20 protein-coding genes are annotated in these 19,775 nt (G+C 31.3%); 1 reads left to right on the top strand and 19 read right to left on the bottom strand.

Annotated elements, in window-relative coordinates; genetic code table 11:
* Nucleotides 1-3: 3 nt before the first annotated feature.
* The 19 genes from RAH41_RS09370 to RAH41_RS09280 form a co-directional block, all read right to left on the bottom strand.
* The gene (locus tag RAH41_RS09370) at nucleotides 4-762 is read right to left on the bottom strand and encodes a 5-oxoprolinase subunit PxpA (RefSeq protein WP_331222091.1); all 759 of its coding nucleotides are present in this window, start codon (nucleotides 760-762) and stop codon (nucleotides 4-6) included.
* Nucleotides 749-1,492, bottom strand: a complete 744-nt coding sequence (gene pxpB, locus RAH41_RS09365) for a 5-oxoprolinase subunit PxpB (protein ID WP_331222090.1) — start codon at nucleotides 1,490-1,492, stop codon at nucleotides 749-751. Before pxpB ends, RAH41_RS09370 begins: the two co-directional genes overlap by 14 nt.
* The gene (locus RAH41_RS09360; protein ID WP_331222089.1) at nucleotides 1,485-2,096 is read right to left on the bottom strand and encodes a pyroglutamyl-peptidase I; all 612 of its coding nucleotides are present in this window, start codon (nucleotides 2,094-2,096) and stop codon (nucleotides 1,485-1,487) included. The genes pxpB and RAH41_RS09360 overlap by 8 nt, the downstream gene beginning before the upstream one ends.
* A gap of 264 nt (nucleotides 2,097-2,360) precedes the next feature.
* Nucleotides 2,361-3,317, bottom strand: a complete 957-nt coding sequence (locus RAH41_RS09355; RefSeq protein WP_331222088.1) for a LacI family DNA-binding transcriptional regulator — start codon at nucleotides 3,315-3,317, stop codon at nucleotides 2,361-2,363.
* Nucleotides 3,318-3,773: 456 nt separating this feature from the next.
* Entirely contained in the window at nucleotides 3,774-4,616 is an 843-nt protein-coding gene (locus RAH41_RS09350; protein WP_331222086.1) for a protein-glutamine gamma-glutamyltransferase, read from the bottom strand.
* Nucleotides 4,617-5,503: 887 nt separating this feature from the next.
* Nucleotides 5,504-6,532: a Gfo/Idh/MocA family oxidoreductase gene (locus RAH41_RS09345; protein WP_331222085.1), complete on the bottom strand. Its 1,029-nt coding sequence runs from the start codon at nucleotides 6,530-6,532 to the stop codon at nucleotides 5,504-5,506.
* Between the two features lie 40 nt (nucleotides 6,533-6,572).
* Nucleotides 6,573-7,541 carry a sugar phosphate isomerase/epimerase gene (locus RAH41_RS09340; protein ID WP_331222084.1) on the bottom strand — a complete coding sequence of 323 codons (969 nt, stop codon included), beginning with the start codon at nucleotides 7,539-7,541 and terminating at the stop codon, nucleotides 6,573-6,575.
* Nucleotides 7,542-7,565: 24 nt separating this feature from the next.
* Nucleotides 7,566-8,282, bottom strand: coding sequence for a ThuA domain-containing protein (locus RAH41_RS09335; RefSeq protein WP_331222083.1), 717 nt, complete (start codon nucleotides 8,280-8,282; stop codon nucleotides 7,566-7,568).
* A gap of 43 nt (nucleotides 8,283-8,325) precedes the next feature.
* Complete coding sequence (locus RAH41_RS09330; protein WP_331222081.1) at nucleotides 8,326-9,072, bottom strand: sugar phosphate isomerase/epimerase; 747 nt, start codon at nucleotides 9,070-9,072, stop codon at nucleotides 8,326-8,328.
* 20 nt (nucleotides 9,073-9,092) lie between these two features.
* A complete protein-coding gene (locus tag RAH41_RS09325) occupies nucleotides 9,093-10,169 on the bottom strand; it encodes a Gfo/Idh/MocA family oxidoreductase (protein WP_331222080.1) in 1,077 nt (358 codons plus the stop codon).
* A gap of 76 nt (nucleotides 10,170-10,245) precedes the next feature.
* Nucleotides 10,246-11,109 carry an AraC family transcriptional regulator gene (locus RAH41_RS09320; RefSeq protein WP_331222078.1) on the bottom strand — a complete coding sequence of 288 codons (864 nt, stop codon included), beginning with the start codon at nucleotides 11,107-11,109 and terminating at the stop codon, nucleotides 10,246-10,248.
* Nucleotides 11,110-11,277: 168 nt separating this feature from the next.
* The gene (locus RAH41_RS09315; RefSeq protein ID WP_331222076.1) at nucleotides 11,278-11,652 is read right to left on the bottom strand and encodes a DnaJ family domain-containing protein; all 375 of its coding nucleotides are present in this window, start codon (nucleotides 11,650-11,652) and stop codon (nucleotides 11,278-11,280) included.
* A gap of 224 nt (nucleotides 11,653-11,876) precedes the next feature.
* Nucleotides 11,877-12,560, bottom strand: coding sequence for a hypothetical protein (locus RAH41_RS09310; protein ID WP_331222074.1), 684 nt, complete (start codon nucleotides 12,558-12,560; stop codon nucleotides 11,877-11,879).
* Nucleotides 12,561-12,984: 424 nt separating this feature from the next.
* The gene (locus RAH41_RS09305; RefSeq protein ID WP_331222073.1) at nucleotides 12,985-13,470 is read right to left on the bottom strand and encodes a GyrI-like domain-containing protein; all 486 of its coding nucleotides are present in this window, start codon (nucleotides 13,468-13,470) and stop codon (nucleotides 12,985-12,987) included.
* A 44-nt stretch (nucleotides 13,471-13,514) separates the two neighbouring features.
* Nucleotides 13,515-13,955 (bottom strand): NUDIX hydrolase, encoded by a 441-nt coding sequence (locus tag RAH41_RS09300; protein WP_331222071.1) that lies wholly within the window; start codon nucleotides 13,953-13,955, stop codon nucleotides 13,515-13,517.
* A gap of 329 nt (nucleotides 13,956-14,284) precedes the next feature.
* Entirely contained in the window at nucleotides 14,285-14,722 is a 438-nt protein-coding gene (locus RAH41_RS09295; protein ID WP_331222070.1) for a GNAT family N-acetyltransferase, read from the bottom strand.
* Nucleotides 14,723-15,210: 488 nt separating this feature from the next.
* The gene (locus RAH41_RS09290; RefSeq protein ID WP_331222068.1) at nucleotides 15,211-16,266 is read right to left on the bottom strand and encodes a peptide ABC transporter permease; all 1,056 of its coding nucleotides are present in this window, start codon (nucleotides 16,264-16,266) and stop codon (nucleotides 15,211-15,213) included.
* Nucleotides 16,263-17,141: an ABC transporter permease subunit gene (locus RAH41_RS09285; RefSeq protein WP_331222066.1), complete on the bottom strand. Its 879-nt coding sequence runs from the start codon at nucleotides 17,139-17,141 to the stop codon at nucleotides 16,263-16,265. The genes RAH41_RS09290 and RAH41_RS09285 overlap by 4 nt, the downstream gene beginning before the upstream one ends.
* Before the next feature lie 34 nt (nucleotides 17,142-17,175).
* On the bottom strand, nucleotides 17,176-17,706 hold the full coding sequence (locus tag RAH41_RS09280) for a hypothetical protein (protein ID WP_331222065.1): 531 nt from the start codon (nucleotides 17,704-17,706) through the stop codon (nucleotides 17,176-17,178).
* 220 nt (nucleotides 17,707-17,926) lie between these two features.
* Here RAH41_RS09280 and pepF point away from each other — a divergent pair, with 220 nt between their 5' ends.
* Entirely contained in the window at nucleotides 17,927-19,738 is a 1,812-nt protein-coding gene (gene pepF, locus RAH41_RS09275) for an oligoendopeptidase F (RefSeq protein WP_331222064.1), read from the top strand.
* The last annotated feature ends 37 nt before the right edge of the window (nucleotides 19,739-19,775 follow it).

Raw genomic sequence — 19,775 nt, 5'->3', positions numbered from 1 at the left:
GTATTACGCTCCTATTGACTTAACTAGGATATTATTTTCACTAAATACCTTACGTATTTCCATCGCTAATTTAATTGAAATACCTGAATCACTATGTATACAAATAGTATCAGCTTGAATTGGAATAACTTTACCGGAAATTGTTGATACGGTTTTTTTGGTTACTATTTGTAGAGCTTGATTAATAGCATCGTCCGTATTATGATGAACCGAGTTTAATTGATTACGAGGGACTAATAAACCATCATCACCATATACTCGATCTGCAAATACTTCTGAAGAAAAAGGAATATTCATTTCAATCGCCGCTTCTATTAATTTGCTATTTGCTAGTCCATATAAGGTTAGCGTAGAATCAAAGTCTTTCATTGCTTTTGTAATCGCTAGAGCGAGTTTTAAATTTGTAGCTGCCATATTATAAAGTGCACCATGAGGTTTTAAATGATGAAGTTCAACTCGGTTCGCTTTGCAGACCGAATAAAGTGCACCAATCTGATAGAGAACGATTTTATAAATTTCATCCTCACTGAAATTCATTTCTCTTCTACCAAAACCAAGTAAATCAGGAAAACTTGGATGCGCTCCAATTGATATATGATACTGTTTTGCTAATTTTACAGTTTCATAAATTACAAACGGATCCCCTGCATGATATCCGCAAGCGACATTGGCTGAAGTAATATGTGGCATAATTTGTTCGTCATTTATTTTGTAATTCCCAAAACTTTCACCTAAATCACAGTTTAAATCAATATGAATCAATAAGACGCACTTCCTTTTTAATTGAATAGTTGTCCACTTTCATTAGTTGAACAATCTCATTAAATTCTTCCATATTAATCTCAAAAAATTTAATTAAATCTCCAGGTTTAAAGTTTTCTGCACCATTATTTTTCGTAGAAAATATTGAAATTGGAGTTCGTCCAATAATATTCCATCCACCTGGAGATTCAAAAGGATAAATCCCTGTTTGATTTCCGGCAATCCCAACCGAACCCTTTAAAACTGTTTTTGGCTTTATTAGTCTAGGAGTTGATAGTTTAGGGTTTAATCCGCCGAGATAAGGAAAACCAGGTAAAAAACCAATCATATAAATGGGATACATTTTTTCTAAATAAAGTTGTACTACTTCTTCAGTATTTAGTTTATTATGCTCTGCTACTATTGGAAGTTCAGTCCCAAAAGTGGAACTAAAACAAATCGGAATTTTATAAATTGTGCGCTCTTTGTTAATTTTAGAACGGTTATAACGATTAAAATGTAACTTTATTTCTTGGCTTATTTCCTCATATGAAAAGTTAATTGAATCATAAAAAATCGTAATGGAATGATAAGATGGTACGACCGCTGTTATTTTCGTTCTTAACTTAGTTTTTAGATATTCTGAGAAAGCATGTACTAGATTATTTGTTTTGATTGAAATAGACTCACCAAAATAACAGATTAAGCCAGAGCAACCTAATGGAAAAATAGCTAATTCGGTGTTAGTCATTTAAACCAATCACTTCGATTGCAAGCTTTATCGCATTCGTCAAATCAGTTTGCGACCAACTTGGCAACTTCTGATTAATTACGGCCATTTCATGTGAAGCTGGAATATGAATAAAGCCAGTCGGAATATGCATGTTCATTTTTTTAATTTCATTAAGCATTTGATACATAACGTTATTACAAAGATAAGTACCTGCAGAATTGGATATTTCAGCTGGATATTTGTGTTTGTTTAATTCATGAACAATCTTTTGAATTGGAAGTGTTGTAAATAGTCCATCCTGGCCTTCTGGATCAATTTTTGCCCCTGCATACTTAATCCCTTTATTGTCCGCTGCACCATCATTGCAATTTATAGCGATCCGTTCTGGTGTTATTTTATATCTACCACCTGCTAACCCTAATGAGATTACCGCTGATGGGTTATACGTATGAAACAATTTTATTAACTCATTACCCGCAGTACTGAAATCAACAGGTAAAACTGCCCCGATAATTTGAAACCCTCCAACTTCTTGATTATTTAACTCTTTCACAATTTCTTCTGTAGGATTAATTGAAAAGTTCAGAAAAGGTTCAAAACCTGTTAACAATAATATGCCCAATCGTATTCAGTCCTTTGGTAAAATTTATCTAGTACAATATTTCGACATGATTAGTTTAATTTCCTTTCCTATGAGTCAAAGAGGTTAAATTCTAAGTTTGTTTTTTCAATATTGAGTACTAAAGAATTTATTTTTTAGTTTGTTCAACATAGTACGGTATGTGAAATTTTTAGTTTTTAACACAAAAAAAGAAACTTAAAACTCTCTTTTTAAGAGAAATTTAAGTCCCTTTAAGCAAAACTTAAGTTTCTGATATAAATCTACTTAAGAAGATCCACCAACAATTAATGAAACTTCAATTTTCTTATTCTCCACGACTTCGTTAGATATGAGTTTCAATAAATTTTTAGCCGCTAATGAACCCCAATCAAATGTAGAATAAGATACCGTACTTAATCTTGGTGAAACATATTGTGATAATTCAATATTATCAAAACCTACAATAAAAACATCTTTACCTACTTTGTAATTCGTTTCTTCTAAGTAGTTATAGATCCCAATTGCCATTTCATCATTTAAACAGAAAATTGCAATAGGTTCATTATAGTTTGAAAAGATTTGCTTTGCTGCTAACTCTCCTGAATCTTTCATGAAATTTCCACCGATTACAATTAACTCAATATCAGGATAATTTGCTAATTCTTCTCTAACACCTTCTATACGTTTTCTTGAATCGTATGATCCTTCTGGCCCTGTTACAGCATATAATTTTTTGACATCATTTTTAAGAAGTTCATTAATCGCTAACTTAGCTCCACCATTGTTATCTAATAAAACTCCTTTAATATTGTTGTGTTGTAATTCTCGATCCATGACCACCATTTTATAATTTTTTTCAGCATAATCTAAAAGTTCTTCATCTGAAAAAGCCTGATCTAAAATGATTCCACCATCTATTACTTTTTCAAGTAAAAGTCGATGAGATTGCACACCAGAACAAGCAATTAATTCGTACCCTTTGTCGTTTAAGGCTTGTCTCATTCCTCTTAATAGCGGTCCGTAAAAATAACCTCCATAATCAGCCAAGAATACCCCTATAATTTTTGTTTCTTTAACCTTTAACATTCTAGCAGCTGCATTAGGAACATAACCTAATCTATTTGCAATTTTCATGATTCTACTTCGAGTTTCTTCTGTTACTTTTGGACTTCCATTTAATGCATATGACACCGTTGAAATGGAAACTCCTGCTTCTTTGGCAATATCTTTTATTCCCGCCATCCCATATCCTCCATTCTATGTATACCAAAAAGCCATATTTTCTATTTTTACTTTTATTACATTTAGGTTAAATGCAGATGAATTATAGTACTGATATTAATTTTATCAAAATTAAGTAAAATTTTCCTACATTTTTTCTACCCTTTGTACACACAAATGTGTATTTTTTATCGGGTTCCAGAGGTAATAGATTAACTAAATTAATAATAAATTATCTTTTACTTTTGATGAAGTTGAGAATCATTTATTCATACAACTTAACTGCAAAATTATCAGCTTTGCATCCTATCAAGTTTTAGCTTAGTTTTACATTAAGTAATTCAGATAGGAAAAGGAATATTGGAGCTTAAATTAATGGTAATATGATAAAAAGAGTGAGGTTTAGGCAAATAAAACATTTAGCCATAACCTCACTTTGGTTTTGAATAATTTTAAGTAATATTTTACGATTTAACATCAAATAAAGTAATTCATAAAGTAGCTTAACAAATACATATAATGATCAAATGAAATTGAACTTTCATTATGATGAACTACTATATTCTTATATTTATTATTTGAGTGATCTCGTTGCCAATTCGATGATTCAGCCAAATGTTTAAAGTTTGGTCTTGTAACTGAATTTGTCAGGTAGGCTGACCGAAATGCTCCAGGCCATCTCATTTTATTCAGAGCAAAAATCATTTGTTCGGCTGTCAAAATTCCTAATCCATGACCAAAATAAGTACCATCTCCTAAAACAACAGCATTTTCTCCTCTCCACTCAGGGGTTAGTGGATTAAATTCTGGATTATTAAAATATACAATATCTCCAGGTAAAATTCGATCAGAATACTGGGCACCTATTCCTAAGTCAGGATCAGCATGCCATCCGTACAAATAGATGTTTTGAAAAATTTGATTAAATAAGTTTTCACCAATAAGATTTAGGACCGCATGGTAATTGATAATAACCATTGCCGTTGCACATTCAAACGCATAATATGAACTATTTAAGAATATATCATTAATCGCGTCAGATGGTCTTACACCTGGCCTCAATAAGAAACCTCCAGTTCTCATTAATTGCCAGTACATTGGATTACAATAAGAGCGTTCAAATACTGCAAACCTCACTCTACTTTGAGACATAGCTCGTGCACTTAATACGATATTATTTCGCAACATACCTTCAAACTCAGCGATCGATCGAAAATCATTTACAGTTCGAGCTTCACTTGTTTGTTGAATTATCCCTCTATTACTGTCAGACGACTCTTTATCAATTTGTTGAATGGGCATTTCTGAAAAATGATTCATACTGTACCTCTTTTCTACACCAAGGATTCATTTCCATATATACCCATCATATTCAAATATCGCTTTGAAGTGTATATTCCGCCATAGAACCTTTCCAAGTGATTCTTTTTTGTTTAGCACAAATACAACCATTTTTACGAATAGATCCAAATTAAAAATCGGATAAGTGACAACTGAACTCGTTGCCCATTATCCGATTAATCATATTTTTAATTCTTCATATTCTACTAGATTTCTATTCACTAACACTTTCTTTTCAATGTGATCCTTTAGGTGATCATTAAATGTTTCTTTTGGTAGGGCGGATCAATTACTAATTTTTTACAATATATTTATCTAACTGCTCAAATAGTTTCTCAGTCCACCTTTTTACGAATACTTTACCATTATTCAAACCAATAAAATTGTTCTTAAGCTTAATAACGATTAAATTTAATTTCTTTCTTAGTATGTTCTAGTAAGCTTGATTTTCTTGAAGTAAATCCTTAATATACTCAGTTCGGTAAATGAAATTTCACCGTTGAAATATTAAGATCTTTATTTCTAACTTCATTAATTGTAAATATTTTTTTTATCTAAAGTCATCTCCCCAATAATGAACTTCATCTGTTTAAAATCTATTTTTAATACCTCCTCATAATATAATTTAGTACAGAAAATGTTCACCGGATTATAGTTAAATATATGCTTTTTCATAAATGAGGATCGACCAATTTGAGTAAATAAACATGATATAATCAAAAAAATTCTAATATTTCAATTAGTCATTGAACTCATTTGAGAAAATAAAAAAAGTAAAAACATGGAAAATTACACTCCACATCATTTACTTTTTTATAAGTCTAATGATTAAATTTAAATTATTGAGGATAATATATTAGATTTATTTATAAATAGATCCTCTCTTTTTTCTTACCTGATTCATAAATTGCACAAATCATTTTTTGAGTTTTCATTGCCTCTTCACCTGTAATATGTAACTGAGAATGATCTGTCAATGATTCATAAAAATTATTAATCTGTTTTACATGACTAACACCCCAATATCCTTTCGCACCATTGCCATAATCAAAGGTTTCATTTGGATTGTTGTCAGCAATGAACTCTCTTCCATCTTTTAAAGAGACTACTCCACGGTCAGCAACCATTTTAGCAAGGCCATTTTCACAATCCAGCTCAATCGTAACTGGTGCATCATAAGAATAATAGTTTATTGTATGAAAAGCCGTAACTACACCATTTCTATACTTAATAACACCCTCTGCACAATCCTCAACTTCAATCATTTCATGTGTTCTATTACTAATTGTAGCGTCGACATATTCAATCTCATCATCAACGAACCATCGCATTAAATCCATCGTATGAATAGCTTGGTCAATGACTACCCCGCCACCTTCTTTTTCCCATGTTCCTTTCCAATCACTAGATAAATAGTATTCGTCAGAACGATCCCATGTAACTGAAAGTTTTCCAGATTTTATTTTACCTAAAGTACCATTTTGTAACATTTCTTTAATTAGAACGGATCCTGGATTATACCTATTTTGGAAAATGACACCTAATGATACTCCATTATTTTTTGCTGTTTCTACCATTTCTTGTGCATCAGAATAATGGATAGACATAGGCTTTTCAGTAAGAACATGGATTTTTCGTTTTGCGGCTTCAATTGCAACTGGCGCATGTAAATAATGCGGTAAGCAAATATGAATCACATCTAAATTTTCTTTGTCAAAAAGCTCCAGATAGTTTGTATAATAACGACATTTGAATTGTTCAGCTTTCTCTTTTGCTCGTTCTTCCTTACTATCACATACAGCAACTAATTCTACATTTTCTCTTATGACAGCAGGTTGTGCATGCATTAAAAAAATATTTCCACAGCCAATAATCGCAACTTTTAATTTTTCCATTTTTTCACCAACTTTTTTTGGATAGATTCCTAGTCTTTTATCAAGTCCACCACATTTGTGATGGCTCTTCATTTATTAATACAGACTGTAAGTTTTTTACGGCACGCGAAAAACCTTCTTCAATCGACATGATTGGGTCTTCATGTTCAATACTAACAACATAATCATATCCAAAAGTACGTAGTGCACTCATCATATCAGACCAATCTTTCAAACTTTGTCCGCAGCCTACTGAACGAAATGTCCAAGCTCTAGTTTGAACTTCACCATATGGTTGCATATCAGTTAAACCATACATATTTACATTATCTTGGTCGATATACGTATCTTTTGCATGAAAATGATGAATCGCATTTTCTTTTCCAAGTATTTTAATCGCTGCTACAGGGTCAATCCCTTGCCACCAAAGATGACTAGGATCCAAGTTAGCACCTATTGCATCGCTAGTTTCTTTGCGCAATTTTAATAATGTGTATGGAGTATGAACTAAAAAGCCACCATGTAGCTCAAGCCCAATTTTCACGTGATGATCTTCTGCAAATTTGCCCATTTCTTTCCAATAAGGAATTAGCTTTTCTTCCCATTGCCACTTTAGAACATCTCTATACTCATTTGGCCAAGCAGTTACAGGCCAACTTGGGTATTTTGCTTCTTCATGGTCACCACTTGTTCCAGAAAAACAATTTACTACTGGAACATTTAATTGTGAAGCCAGTTTAATCGTTTTAGCAAGTACATCATGTGATTCCTTCGCAAACTCTTTATCCGGTGATAATGGATTACCATGACAGCTAAAAGCGCTAATTGTTAATCCCCTTTTTTCAACTTTTCCAATATATTCTCTTCTGAGTTGCTCACTTTCTATTAAACGATCTAACGGACAATGAGCATTCCCAGGGTAACAACCAGTTCCTATTTCAACAGACTTTAATCCGGAGTCTGCAACTTTATCAAGCATTTCTTCAAATGAATGATCCGCAAATAATACCGTAAATACTCCTAATTTCATTGTTTTCTCGCTCCATTCTCTTAATTATGATAATGTCTCTATGGCTTCTTTATGTCCATATGAAGGATAATTTCTTTTTGATTTATTTGCCCAATTTACTGCATTAATGATGATTTTTTGAACTTCTTTATGATGATAAGTTGGATACGTTTCATGTCCTGGTCTAAAATAAAAGATTTTCCCATTTCCCCTTTTAAATGTACAACCACTTCTAAATACTTCTCCACCTTTAAACCAGCTAACTAAAACTAGCTCATCTGGCGCAGGTATATCAAAATGCTCGCCATACATTTCTTCCTGGTCAATCTCAATATATTCACCAATACCATCTACTATTGGATGGGACGGATCGACAACCCAAAGTCTTTCAGTTTCCGCTGCTTCTCGCCATTTTAAATCACAGCTAGTCCCCATTAATTTTTTAAAAATCTTAGAAAAATGTCCAGAATGAAGAACAATTAAACCCATTCCTTGCAATACTTTTTCATAAACTTTTTGAACAATTTGATCTTCCACATCGTTATGAGCAATATGTCCCCACCAAATTAATACATCAGTATTTTCTAACACTTCATCCGTCAAGCCATGCTCAGGTTGCTCTAATGTAGCAGTCGTAGTTTCGTACCCTACTTCATTTAAAAAAGTAGCAATGGTTGTATGTATTCCACTTGGATAAATTCTTTTTACATCTGGATTAATTTGTTCATGCCGATTTTCATTCCAAATCGTTACTTTTACCATATGACTCACCCATCTCTAATTTTTTACATAGTGTAATAGCTTATTAAGCTTCAGCTGGAATCATTTTTAAGTTATTCAATCCAATTTCAACACTTTCTAATTGTGGTTTTGTAAACGCTTCTTGCTCAACTATTAACCATTCGGCTGAATTAAGTTTTGCTTGTTGTACAATTCCCTTAATATTCATAATTCCATTTCCTACTTCTGTACTTTCCTCTTTTGATGGTGCCATATCCTTCACATGTATTAAAGGAGTTCTTCCCTTATACTGACTCATAAATTTAATCGCATCCACACCAGCAAATTCTAACCAATAAGTATCTAGCTCTGCTTTTAAGAGATCGGTCGGAACTGAATTGAATAAAATTTCAAGAATAGATTCATTTTCTAATGCATCTAATTCATGAGCATGATTGTGATAAACTAAAGATATTCCTGCTTCAGCTAACTTTTTTCCTGACTGTTGTAAATATTCTGCAAATTCTTTCCATTCTTCTAAACTAGTGAATTTTGCCCAAGGGCATACTACGTATTTGTTTCCTAATTCTTTTTCAAAAGCAATTACGTCATCAATCTGGTGAATAATTTGTTCTGCACTGACATGGGATCCTGCTATCTTTAACCCTAGTTTATTTAAAACAGATTTTATTTCCGAAGCATTTTTATTATAGTACCCCGCGAACTCAACACCGTCATAACCCATTTGCGCTACTTTTTCTAATGTACCGAAAAGGTCGATTGCTGCGTCCTCTTTTACACTCCATAATTGTAAGGCAATTGGTATTGTCATTTTTCCATCTCCTATACAAATTAATGAAAATATACTGGTTTCTTAGATTTTGAAGATTCGTAGATTGCCTCTAAAATTTGAGTTACAACTAATGCCTGCTCAGGTTTCACGGTTGGCTCTGTATCATTAAGAATACTGTCAATCCATTGTCTCGCTTCTAATACTTCAGCGGAATCAAATGCACCTTCATAAAAAGCTACGCCGCCAGTTTGAATATCAATTTTTTTATCATAAAGTCGCCCATATGCTTCCCCATTAATTCTAAGACCATTTTTCATTTCAGCTCCACCTTCAGTACCACAAAGTGTAGTTTGAGCTTCTCCAAGTTCTAATGTGTTTAAAGCCCAGCTCGATTCTAGGATAACGGTTGCACCATTTTCCATCGTAATAAAACCAAATGCGGAATCTTCTACTTTAAATTCCTTTGGATCCCATGGTCCAAAAGCGTTTGCTGCGTTTTCTTTATGTGATAATTCGTGGTAAACGTTTCCAACTACAAATTTAGGCTTATAATTATCCATTAGCCATAATGTTAAATCTAATGCATGAGTACCTATATCAATTAATGGTCCTCCACCTTGCTCTTCTTCATTTAAAAATACGCCCCAAGTAGGTACCGCTCTTCTTCTAATCGCATGAGCTTTTGCAAAATAAATTTCACCTAGTTCATTATTTTTACAAACTTCACTTAAATATTGTGAATCGTTTCGAAAACGATTTTGATAGCCAATTGTTAATTTTTTTCCTGTACGCTTAGACGCTTCTACCATCGCTTTTGCTTCTGCTGAAGTCTTTGCCATAGGCTTTTCACACATAACGTGTTTACCTGCTTCTAATGAATCAATTGTAATAAATGAATGAGATTTATTTGGTGTACAAACGTGAATGACATCAATTGATTGATCTGCTAATAATTCCTTGTAATCTGTATATATTTTTGCTTCCTCAACACCAAATTTTGCCTTCGCTTTACTAGCGCGTTCTTCAATAATGTCACAAAAAGCTACCATTTCTACATGATCTAGTGCTGCTAAGCTTGGCATATGTTTACCATTAGCTATTCCGCCACAACCGATTATTCCTACTTTTAATTTCATTATGAAAACCTCCGGAAATGTTATTTACATTTCCAGTTTATAGAAATAATTCATTTGAGTCTTCCTTACATCTTGCCTAAAACTTCTCAAATATTGTCTTTTTTTTATATTGAGTTGGGGATAAACCAACCTCATTTTTAAATAATCTGTTAAACGTTTTCACATTGATGAATCCAACATTATAAGCAATTTCTGTAATTGGTAAATCTTCATTAAACAAATACCATTGAGCCTTCGTTATTCTGTATTGATTGACAAAATGACAAAATGTCGAACCAGTGTATTTTTTAAAAAACTTTGCAAAATATGAATTCGTAAAGCCAATATAATTCGCAACATCATTTAATGTAAGATCATTCATATAATTCTCTTCTATATATCGGAATATTTTTTCTAATTTTAAAAGACTAGCCTTCCTATTAGGGTAGTTAAGCTTGTTATTTTCTGTATGAGGTAGGTCTCGATAGATTAAAAGTAAAATATCATATAATCTAGCTCTAATCGCCAATTCGTATCCTTCTTTTTTATCAATATATTCACTTTCAAGTTCTTTTAAATAGGTAATCATTTTCTGCTTAATTTCTAAATTCCATAAAACACTAGATTTTTGAATACAATTAAACAATTCAATTAGTTCCATATTATTTTTTTTCAAAAACTGTACATCGTCAAAAATAGTAAAATCAAATTGCACGACCAATCTCATACTATTCGGTGAAGATAAAAAATAATGAATGTCACCACTATTAATGATATAAAATTCTCCTTCTTCTAATTGAAGTAACTCATCATTTACACCAATCTTTAAAGTGCCTTTTTGTACATAAATGATTTCTACGAGCTTATGCCAATGATGACCAACTAACGTCAATCCATCATTTGAAAATAAACAAAATGGAAAATTTCGATCTAGTCTCCTTACTTCAAGAGTGGCGCTCATTCCGATTCCCCCTGTACAACTATTCTTACTATGTATGTATTTAACATTAACATTAAATAAAGACTTTTTCATAACATTACCATTACAAAAGTAGAAAATAAAAAGATGCTTATACTTACTAAAAAAGTATAAACATCATATAGTTAAAACGTTCATTTTTTCACAAAGTTATTTCCAATAAATCAATTGATTCTCAAGGTTTTCCTTATTTACATAATTTCTTTGCATTGGAAAAGGACAACCTAGGTTATATTTCTTTATTTCATCATTTACTTCCGAGATCATTTTAGCTATTACTTTACTATTTTCATCAGAATTTAACTTCATCAAAATTGTTTCAAGCTTCTGAAATATTTTCTTTTGTTGCATTACCCAATCTGGTTTATAGCCCGACTTCTTAATAACAGTTGTTAATAAATCATCTTTTAAAAGCTCCTTAGGTAATGGTTTACCTATTCCAGGTAGATCTTCAAATCCACCTTCTTTTTCATGTCGCTTTACGATTTCACTTAACCAATCTACATATTTCCCATTATTCGACATCGTTTTAGCCACCTTTTTGGTTAGTCTTATATCATTATTATTCGTTACTTTTTAACCATTTCCTTTATATATTATGCAAACATATGTTTTAAGTAAGTTTCAATCTTTATTCAAATTATGAATTTTTTTTGAATAAACAAAAAGAGAAACTGATCCTAACTAGTTCCTCTTAGCTTTAATATGTATTTTTTAAAACAAAATTCATCGAGGTTTTAATGAAAAATTTATGCTCGATGTCTTTGAATAAACACATTCTCTTTATAATTTTTTAACAAGCCTCTTTCTCTCAAATATTCCTTAAAATACAAGTTGGCTTCCTTTCGCTCATCATAAGGATTCTTAGAAAGTACAAATCCTAACTTATCTTCCTTTTGAAGTTCAACACCTGACATATATAAATGAATTTTATTTTGATGATAAATTTCTTTTAACGGTTCCATGAAATTAATGGTGAAAGCAGAAAGTAACTTAATTTCTGTATCGAATGTAAACCTTGTAATATAGGATAAATCTACAAAAATTACACCTATAAATCCGGTATTTGAAATTTCAGCCCTTATCGTTTTATCGTTATTTAAGTGACCAATCTCACGAAGATATTCTATAAAATAAAAAATCCCTTCTTCTTTTTCGAATGGCTTTTTTGATAAAATTAAGCCTATTTTCTTTTCATCTCTTAAATATTCACATGCAATATATGCCGGAATATTTTGTTTCTGAAATAATGCACATGCAGCTTGTAATAGACCATTTAATACTTCATGTATAATTAAAGGATGCTTCCTTGTGAAATAATATTGATTTTCTTGCAATTCTTCCATATCAATGAAACTTGCTCCGATAAAACCTGTATTGGATATAATAGGTGTTTTTGAATTCCTTTTAGTTGCTCCATTTCTTTTCATCATGCAAGTTCCTTTCCTTCTAAAATCGATATATAGAACATTAGTTCGCTTTTTATATTTTTATCATACACAATAAATTTTAAAATGTAAATCTCAAAAATGAAAAAAGGATACGAAAAATTTTCGCATCCTTGAATTGATTCATATTAAGATTTGTAATTTAAGAAACAGTTTCTTCCTCAATGTCTACGTAACAATCCATTGTATGTACTTCTTTGTCTTCATGATTTCCAAAGTAAATAGTGAAATTCATAGTCTAACACCCTTTCACAAAGGATAGTATTTTAAATTAAATTCTGTTTAATTATATTATTATTTCCAAGAAATAACAATACTTACATCTTATATGAAAGAAGATGTTTAGATTAGTAGATATTCATTTTAATTAATTACTAATTTTTTCGAGTACTATTCTATAAAACCAATTTTAAGAAGTCCGAATTTTAACTGGTACAAATAAATGAACTTTAGCTTTTCCATCTGGATCTTCAGCAGGATTATTCATACTAAATTCTAAGTTATATCGGTCGTAATCAGCTTCAAAATTACTATTAGGTAACCATTGTTCATACATAAATTTATAACCATTATTTAACTTACTAGGAGAATCATAAAATTGATACAAAGCGTACTGCCCACTATCTAATTTTTTAAACTGTATATTTTCATGTTTTTCTTTCTTAAAACCATCTGGTATAGTAACACATGCATCATGACGACACTTATCATTTTCTACTAAATCTGGATTATCTAAGGAAACACCTATGAAGGATTGTTGGGGTGGAAAAAGTCCATTATTTATTGCCCAATTTAATAACTTATCCCAATGTTCTCCATTTGCTTCAAAATATGAACCATAACGCCTGAAAAACGCAACCTCATACTCAGGTAGTTCTTTAATTAAAATATTCATTTTCACAACTCCTAATTAGTCATAAAGTCCTTTGAACAAAGATACTAAAACTCTATATAAAAGGGATGGATGTTTTCATTCAAACAATATTCTATTCTTTGTTTAAAATTTTTCCATGTAACCATTACTAAAGCTTCCTCAATAGGAAAATACCCCACCTCTAGACTTTCTGAAGAAGTTGTCAACCTTCCCCCGATTGGTTTAGCTAAAAACAAAGTGTTGCAAATAGAACTGCTTACATTTTGAAATACTCCACAAAATTTCAAAACTTCGATCTCAATTCCACTTTCCTCTTTTGTTTCCCTAATTGCGGCTTCTTTTAATGATTCCCCCTCTTCAACTTGCCCACCTGGCATTTCCCAACCTCGACGCGGACCCTTAATTAATAAAATTTCATTTTTTTCATTCATTACAATTGTTGCAGCTGAAATAATATGTTTAGGTGGCGAAAAATTATTGTCTTTATTTTTATCCTTTGATAACAAAAAGTATTCCTCCTTTCTACTTCTAACTCCTAAATCATACTTTTAAAATTCTATTAAACTTATAGAGACAATATTAATCTAACTAAACACTTAGCTTCATAAAAAATTGACTATTTAACTGATTGCTTTTCTGTATAAAACAAAACTTCCAAAATTCAAATAAAAATAGCAGCAAAAGACTGCTATTGAAGTTTTAATAAATGCGTTTGTTAAACTGTATTGTTTCATAAACTTCTTTTTTCCGTTTTTCCATTGATTTAGAGTAGCTATAGATTGTTTTAACTGGTTCGCTGATTCATAAATCATTTTATAATCTTTAAACAGTTGTTTTATATGGATAAACTCATTGTAATGGTTCTATTTTTGAATCCCATTTTTTCATATAGTCGAATGGCTTGATTTCCGGCATATACACTTAAACGTACTTCTGAATATCCATCCTGTTTAAGCTGTTCCATACCCAATTCGATCAATCTCTTTGCAATTCCATCTCCCCTAAATTCATCTAAAACAAATAATTCATAAATAAAACCATATTTCTTTTCTGTTAATTGGTCTTTACTTGTTCCTATAAGTATCCAACCCTTTAGTATATCCTCTTCAGATGCTATTAAATAGTAGCATCCTTTCTGCAATAAAGGTTCAATAAGTTGTTTAATTTTTTCATCCGTTGGTTTGACCTCACCTAATGTTCCAGCGAATAAAGCTTTTGGAGAAAGCGATAAAATCATTTTATATTCTGAATCGGTTGGTTTTCTTATTTCCATAAATCAATTTTCCTCTCCCAATATTTTAAATCAATTGCCAATTTATTATTTAAGTTAAACAGGGCCACATCATGTTGGTACAACCTTGTAAATATAATATGAACAAACTACTAAAATCACATTTTTACAATGACACCATAAATCTACGTTCATCCATATATTCTTGAACTTGAAACAACGTTTAGTACAATTATCGTACCTTTTTCCACTTTTTTCTCCTTCTGTTTTATGATCAATTGCCCACTAAAAAAAATAATCTCATTCCTACAAGACTCTTAATCCAAATCATTGTATAAAATTAAACATCTTCTTCCATAACATGTCAATTTTACATATGTTTTTCTAATCAGTTAATAATTATATTAGATAATTTATCAGGTTCGTCCCATTTTAATGCTTAAGATAACATTTTGCACTGCTCGAACCCTCCATATACAAAAATATAAACCTCTGTTCTCTATGTAGAACAAAGGTTTTCTATTACTTTATTATCTAGTTACAAGCTGCCCACTCGATTTAGGTTCGTCTTCTACTTTCCTACTAACTTCATTTAATTTTTTCTTATTTACAAAATCAAAATTATTTAATTCAGGATATAAACTTTCATTTTTAATAAATTGCTTCTTTTTATTGATTGTTAGGTTGTCCATTAACTGCTCAATGCCCATTTTAATAAGATTAAAAGCAAATATTGAAACAATAAATGCTACACTTGGCCCAACAATGACCCATGGATCGATTGATAACTCGATGTAATTTGCACCAATCATCCCGGACCATTCGTTTGCTTTTGACATTGGTCGATCAACATTTATATCTAGGGAAAGGACTTTAACTCCGCCAATAAAAAGTTTAAAAACACCTAATTGTGTTAGTAAAAATAAAGTTTGAATAGTCTGTTGTACAAATAATAAAAGAATACGGCTTCGTAAATATGGTATGACGTGTTTTCGTCGTATCCAGCCATTTCGAGCTCCAATGATTCTCGAGCTAGTAATGAAATCATTTTTTAAAAAATCTCTAACTTCTTCACCAATTGAATTCATCAATACTGGTATTGAAATAATGATTAGTAATGCTAATTGAATTGCAATCGTTTTTTCTTTAGCTGTTTCAGGAACGTCATTTAATCTCTCAAAAAATGGAAATAGAATGATAACGGCTGGTACAAATCGAAATGCATTGACAATTGGTTCAATTATTTTTAATAAGCTTTGATTCATGAACCCGAAAAATGTACCTAATAAACCGCCAAATATCACCCTCATTAACCCTACAACTATAGCAATGGATAAAGTGTATTTAGCACCATCAATTACCATCCAAAATACATCTCTTCCATACCGATCAACACCAAAAAGATATTTCATGCTAGGAGGATATCCATATGAACCTATTAATTTACCTTCAGCATTGTATAACAAAGCTGGAGGTGGCTTTAATGTATCTTTTATAAAATAAGTAAAAATAAAACTAAAGGTGATTAAGCCAAGTATAATAAAGCTTCCTATCATGATTGGTAAATACTTTCTATTTTTTATCATACAGCTTCTCCCCCTTTCATTTTAATAACAATTTGTTTAAATAAAATCTCTATCAAAAAGAATGGGATAAATAGTAAAACTAGTGCCATAAAAAAGATTTCTGGAGAGCCACTATTATTAAATAAAAATGAAAAATAACCCTTCATATTAAAGAACTTTTCTACTACTAATAAATTCGAAATCATCATCCAAAAAATTAGTTTACTATTACTTAACAAGGTAATTGCTACATTCCGCAATATATGACGAATAATAATCCAAGAATCCGAAAGCCCCTTTGCTTTTGCATACTCTACATAGTCTCTAATTTTTTCTTCCTGTATCGCTAGGAATAACATCTGGAAAAGTTGAATAGTAGGAATGATTGATACAAGGATAATCGGTAATGCATAAGCTTTTGATTCAAAGCCATTCACTGGATCCACAATTTTTACTCCGGTTTTATTAAAAATCCATAAAAAGAATATTTGTAATCCGCAAATCATTATTACATCTGGTATAGATTGCATGAAAAATAAAATACTTTTGATTATTCTTTTAAATGGCTTTGGGCCTAAATTTACGATGTAAGAAATCATTAATGCGCCGATAATTGATAGTAAAAACGCCGAAAAAAGGATCGTAAAAGAATATACGTACGGCTCTAAAAATACAGAAGAAAAAGAAACGTATTGAAAATCTTTTATATAAACTTCCAAGTTATCGAAGTAAAAAAAACTCCAAAAAAAGATTTGTAGTTGATTCCAAAACTCAGCTAACTGCTCTCCTTTTGGTAAAAATAATGTAAAAGATGTAGCTGTAATTAATCCAATGCCAAATACAGTTAAACAAAATTGAAAAAGATATTTAGAAATAATTTTACTAGTTCGTATCATGTTCTATACACAATATAGTCCGTCTAATTGTGTATTATTTCCCCTCCTTTTCTAACTTAATTTTCTCTTTTGAATAGATAATCCTCCCTTGACTATCTAATTTTCCGAATTTCCAAAACGTCCCATACTGTTTAATAAACATATAATTTTGGTTATTCTTTTTCCCGACTGTATATCCCATTGTGGTTGATCTAATGTTTTCACCATATTTACCAAATTTATCTTGAATTTTTTTTGGTTGCTTATCAGGTTTATATATTAGTAATCCTGTTAAATTTTTATCTCCTACGTCTAATGGAATTTTCTTATTTGCCGTTCCTTTTTCATCTGTTTTAATACTAGTTTTGTAGATTACCTTGTTACGATCGTCATCCTTAAACAAGATTTCTAATTTTGCATTTTTAGGTAGTGATGATTCCACATTAATGTAAATATTTTTCGGATCAAAACTACCGTCTGCCTGGATGTCTATATTTTGTGGAGGTTTTTTAATTGTACATGCTGAAAGTGCAACAGTTGCCACAGTTGCCACAGTTAGTAAACAAATCATTTTAAATTTTTTCATTCGTTCTAAAAAAACTCCTTTCTAAGTAATAAAATTTATTTCCATATTTTTTTCTGAAAGTTGGAATTTTTAACCAAATTCAATTAATTTTATCAAAATAATGACGGCTTGTGCAGTAAAATTGTTATAATTTTCAATTTTATCGAATAATTTTTACCTTTTAAATGTTTTTATACAGTATAATAGACTCGTACCAACTACTATTAAAGGAGGCAATTTGATGGAAAAAATGTTAGTAAAACGTTTAACACGTGCTGAGGTTCCAACAGAAATGACTTGGAAATTAGAGGATTTATATCAGACTCGTGCAGATTGGTTAGTCGCTATAGAACTAATTGAAAATGATTTAGTAGAGGCGAAATCGTTAAAAGGTTCTGTCCTTAAATCTGCTAAATCTTTAAAAAAGGCATTATTAACTTATGAATCGATTATGCTTCAATTAATTCGTTGTGGTACATATGTAAGCTTACGCCAGTCTGGAGATGGTTCAGATTCACAAAATCAATCTGATAGTTTACAATTTTCTAGCTTAAGTACAAAAGCAAATACAACTTTAACATTTATTCAATCAGAGCTTTTACATTTAAATAAGGAGATGTTAGAGGCATTTATTAAGGAAGAAAATGAAATTGAGGTTTTTAAATTACTATTAGAAGAAATTATTACATCTAAACAACATAAATTACTCCCTGAAACTGAAGAGGCTTTAGCCGCACTTGGTGAAGTTACTTCAGCCCTATATCGAATTTACCAAACTAGTAAGGCCGCTGATTTAACATTCGATTCCTTTGAAGATGAAAATGGAAAAGAATTAGAAAATTCGTTTGCGATGTTTGAAAACTTATATGAATTCTCTCCGAATCATACAGTGCGTAAACAAGCGTATGAATCTTTTACTAAAACTCTTACCCAATACAAAAATACATATGCTTCGATCTATGCTACTCAAGTAAAAAAAGAAGTTGCTTTAAGTAAATTACGTAAATATGAATCAGTTACGCATATGTTACTTGAAGATCATAAAGTAACTTTAGATATGTATCATAATCAATTAAATATCATCTTTAAGGAACTAGCTCCACATATGCGTAGACTAGCTAACTTAAAGAAAAAACAACTTGGACTTGAGACGATTCATTTTTATGACTTAAAAGCACCACTAGATCCAGATTTCAACCCTAGCACTACGTATGAAGAAGCAAAAGAAACGATTTTAAAATCATTAGAAATTATGGGAACTGACTATGTTTCGATTATGGAAAAAGCGTTTAATGAGCGCTGGATTGATTATTCCGATAATGTTGGAAAATCAACTGGTGCATTTTGCTCTAGTCCGTATGGGGTGCACCCATATATTTTAATTAGCTGGCAGGATACGATGAGAAATGCATTTGTACTTGCTCATGAGCTTGGACATGCTGGTCATTTCTATTATGCAAACAAATATCAACGTGTTGTAAATACTCGTCCTTCTATGTATTTCGTTGAAGCACCATCCACTTTTAACGAGATGTTATTAGGTCAATACTTATTAAAACAAACGAATGATCCAAAAATGAAGCGTTGGGTCATCCTTCAATTACTAGGTACTTATTATCATAATTTTGTAACTCATTTACTTGAAGGAGAGTTCCAAAGAAGAGTGTATGAACTTGCAGAAAAAGGTACGCCTCTTACTGCAACAACATTCTGTGAAGTTAAAGGTAATGTTTTGAAAGAATTTTGGGGCGATTCAGTTGAAATAGATGAAGGTGCAAGTTTAACTTGGATGCGCCAGCCTCATTATTATATGGGTCTTTATCCATATACTTATTCTGCTGGATTGACTGCATCTACAGCTATTTCACGAAGAATTGCATCAGAGGGCCAACCTGTTATTGATGCTTGGATTGAAGTATTAAAAACAGGTGGTGCGAAAAAACCAGTTGAACTTTTAAAAATGGCTGGCGTTGATTTAACAACAAGTGCACCAATTAAAGAAGCTGTTGAGTATGTTGGTTCATTAGTGACGGAATTAGAGTCTCTTTTCTAAAAAATATTAAAAAAACCTAAATTATTTTAATAGTAAT

Source organism: Gottfriedia acidiceleris, from assembly GCF_036421055.1.
GTDB classification, from domain to species: domain Bacteria; phylum Bacillota; class Bacilli; order Bacillales; family Bacillaceae_G; genus Gottfriedia; species Gottfriedia acidiceleris_C.
This window is presented reverse-complemented; position numbering and strand designations above follow the sequence as displayed.

What these genes read in the sequence shown, in the direction of transcription:
- RAH41_RS09310 (WP_331222074.1), bottom strand. Translation starts at nt 12,560, where the DNA reads ATGATGAAAAGAAATGGAGCAACTAAAAGGAATTCAAAAACACCTATT.
- RAH41_RS09280 (WP_331222065.1), bottom strand. Translation starts at nt 17,706, where the DNA reads ATGAAAAAATTTAAAATGATTTGTTTACTAACTGTGGCAACTGTGGCA.
- RAH41_RS09305 (WP_331222073.1), bottom strand. Translation starts at nt 13,470, where the DNA reads ATGAATATTTTAATTAAAGAACTACCTGAGTATGAGGTTGCGTTTTTC.
- RAH41_RS09350 (WP_331222086.1), bottom strand. Translation starts at nt 4,616, where the DNA reads ATGAATCATTTTTCAGAAATGCCCATTCAACAAATTGATAAAGAGTCG.
- RAH41_RS09295 (WP_331222070.1), bottom strand. Translation starts at nt 14,722, where the DNA reads ATGGAAATAAGAAAACCAACCGATTCAGAATATAAAATGATTTTATCG.
- RAH41_RS09340 (WP_331222084.1), bottom strand. Translation starts at nt 7,541, where the DNA reads ATGAAATTAGGAGTATTTACGGTATTATTTGCGGATCATTCATTTGAA.
- RAH41_RS09315 (WP_331222076.1), bottom strand. Translation starts at nt 11,652, where the DNA reads ATGTCGAATAATGGGAAATATGTAGATTGGTTAAGTGAAATCGTAAAG.
- pepF (WP_331222064.1), top strand. Translation starts at nt 17,927, where the DNA reads ATGGAAAAAATGTTAGTAAAACGTTTAACACGTGCTGAGGTTCCAACA.
- RAH41_RS09285 (WP_331222066.1), bottom strand. Translation starts at nt 17,141, where the DNA reads ATGATACGAACTAGTAAAATTATTTCTAAATATCTTTTTCAATTTTGT.
- RAH41_RS09335 (WP_331222083.1), bottom strand. Translation starts at nt 8,282, where the DNA reads ATGGTAAAAGTAACGATTTGGAATGAAAATCGGCATGAACAAATTAAT.
- RAH41_RS09325 (WP_331222080.1), bottom strand. Translation starts at nt 10,169, where the DNA reads ATGAAATTAAAAGTAGGAATAATCGGTTGTGGCGGAATAGCTAATGGT.
- RAH41_RS09290 (WP_331222068.1), bottom strand. Translation starts at nt 16,266, where the DNA reads ATGATAAAAAATAGAAAGTATTTACCAATCATGATAGGAAGCTTTATT.
- RAH41_RS09345 (WP_331222085.1), bottom strand. Translation starts at nt 6,532, where the DNA reads ATGGAAAAATTAAAAGTTGCGATTATTGGCTGTGGAAATATTTTTTTA.
- pxpB (WP_331222090.1), bottom strand. Translation starts at nt 1,492, where the DNA reads ATGACTAACACCGAATTAGCTATTTTTCCATTAGGTTGCTCTGGCTTA.
- RAH41_RS09330 (WP_331222081.1), bottom strand. Translation starts at nt 9,072, where the DNA reads ATGACAATACCAATTGCCTTACAATTATGGAGTGTAAAAGAGGACGCA.
- RAH41_RS09320 (WP_331222078.1), bottom strand. Translation starts at nt 11,109, where the DNA reads ATGAGCGCCACTCTTGAAGTAAGGAGACTAGATCGAAATTTTCCATTT.
- RAH41_RS09355 (WP_331222088.1), bottom strand. Translation starts at nt 3,317, where the DNA reads ATGGCGGGAATAAAAGATATTGCCAAAGAAGCAGGAGTTTCCATTTCA.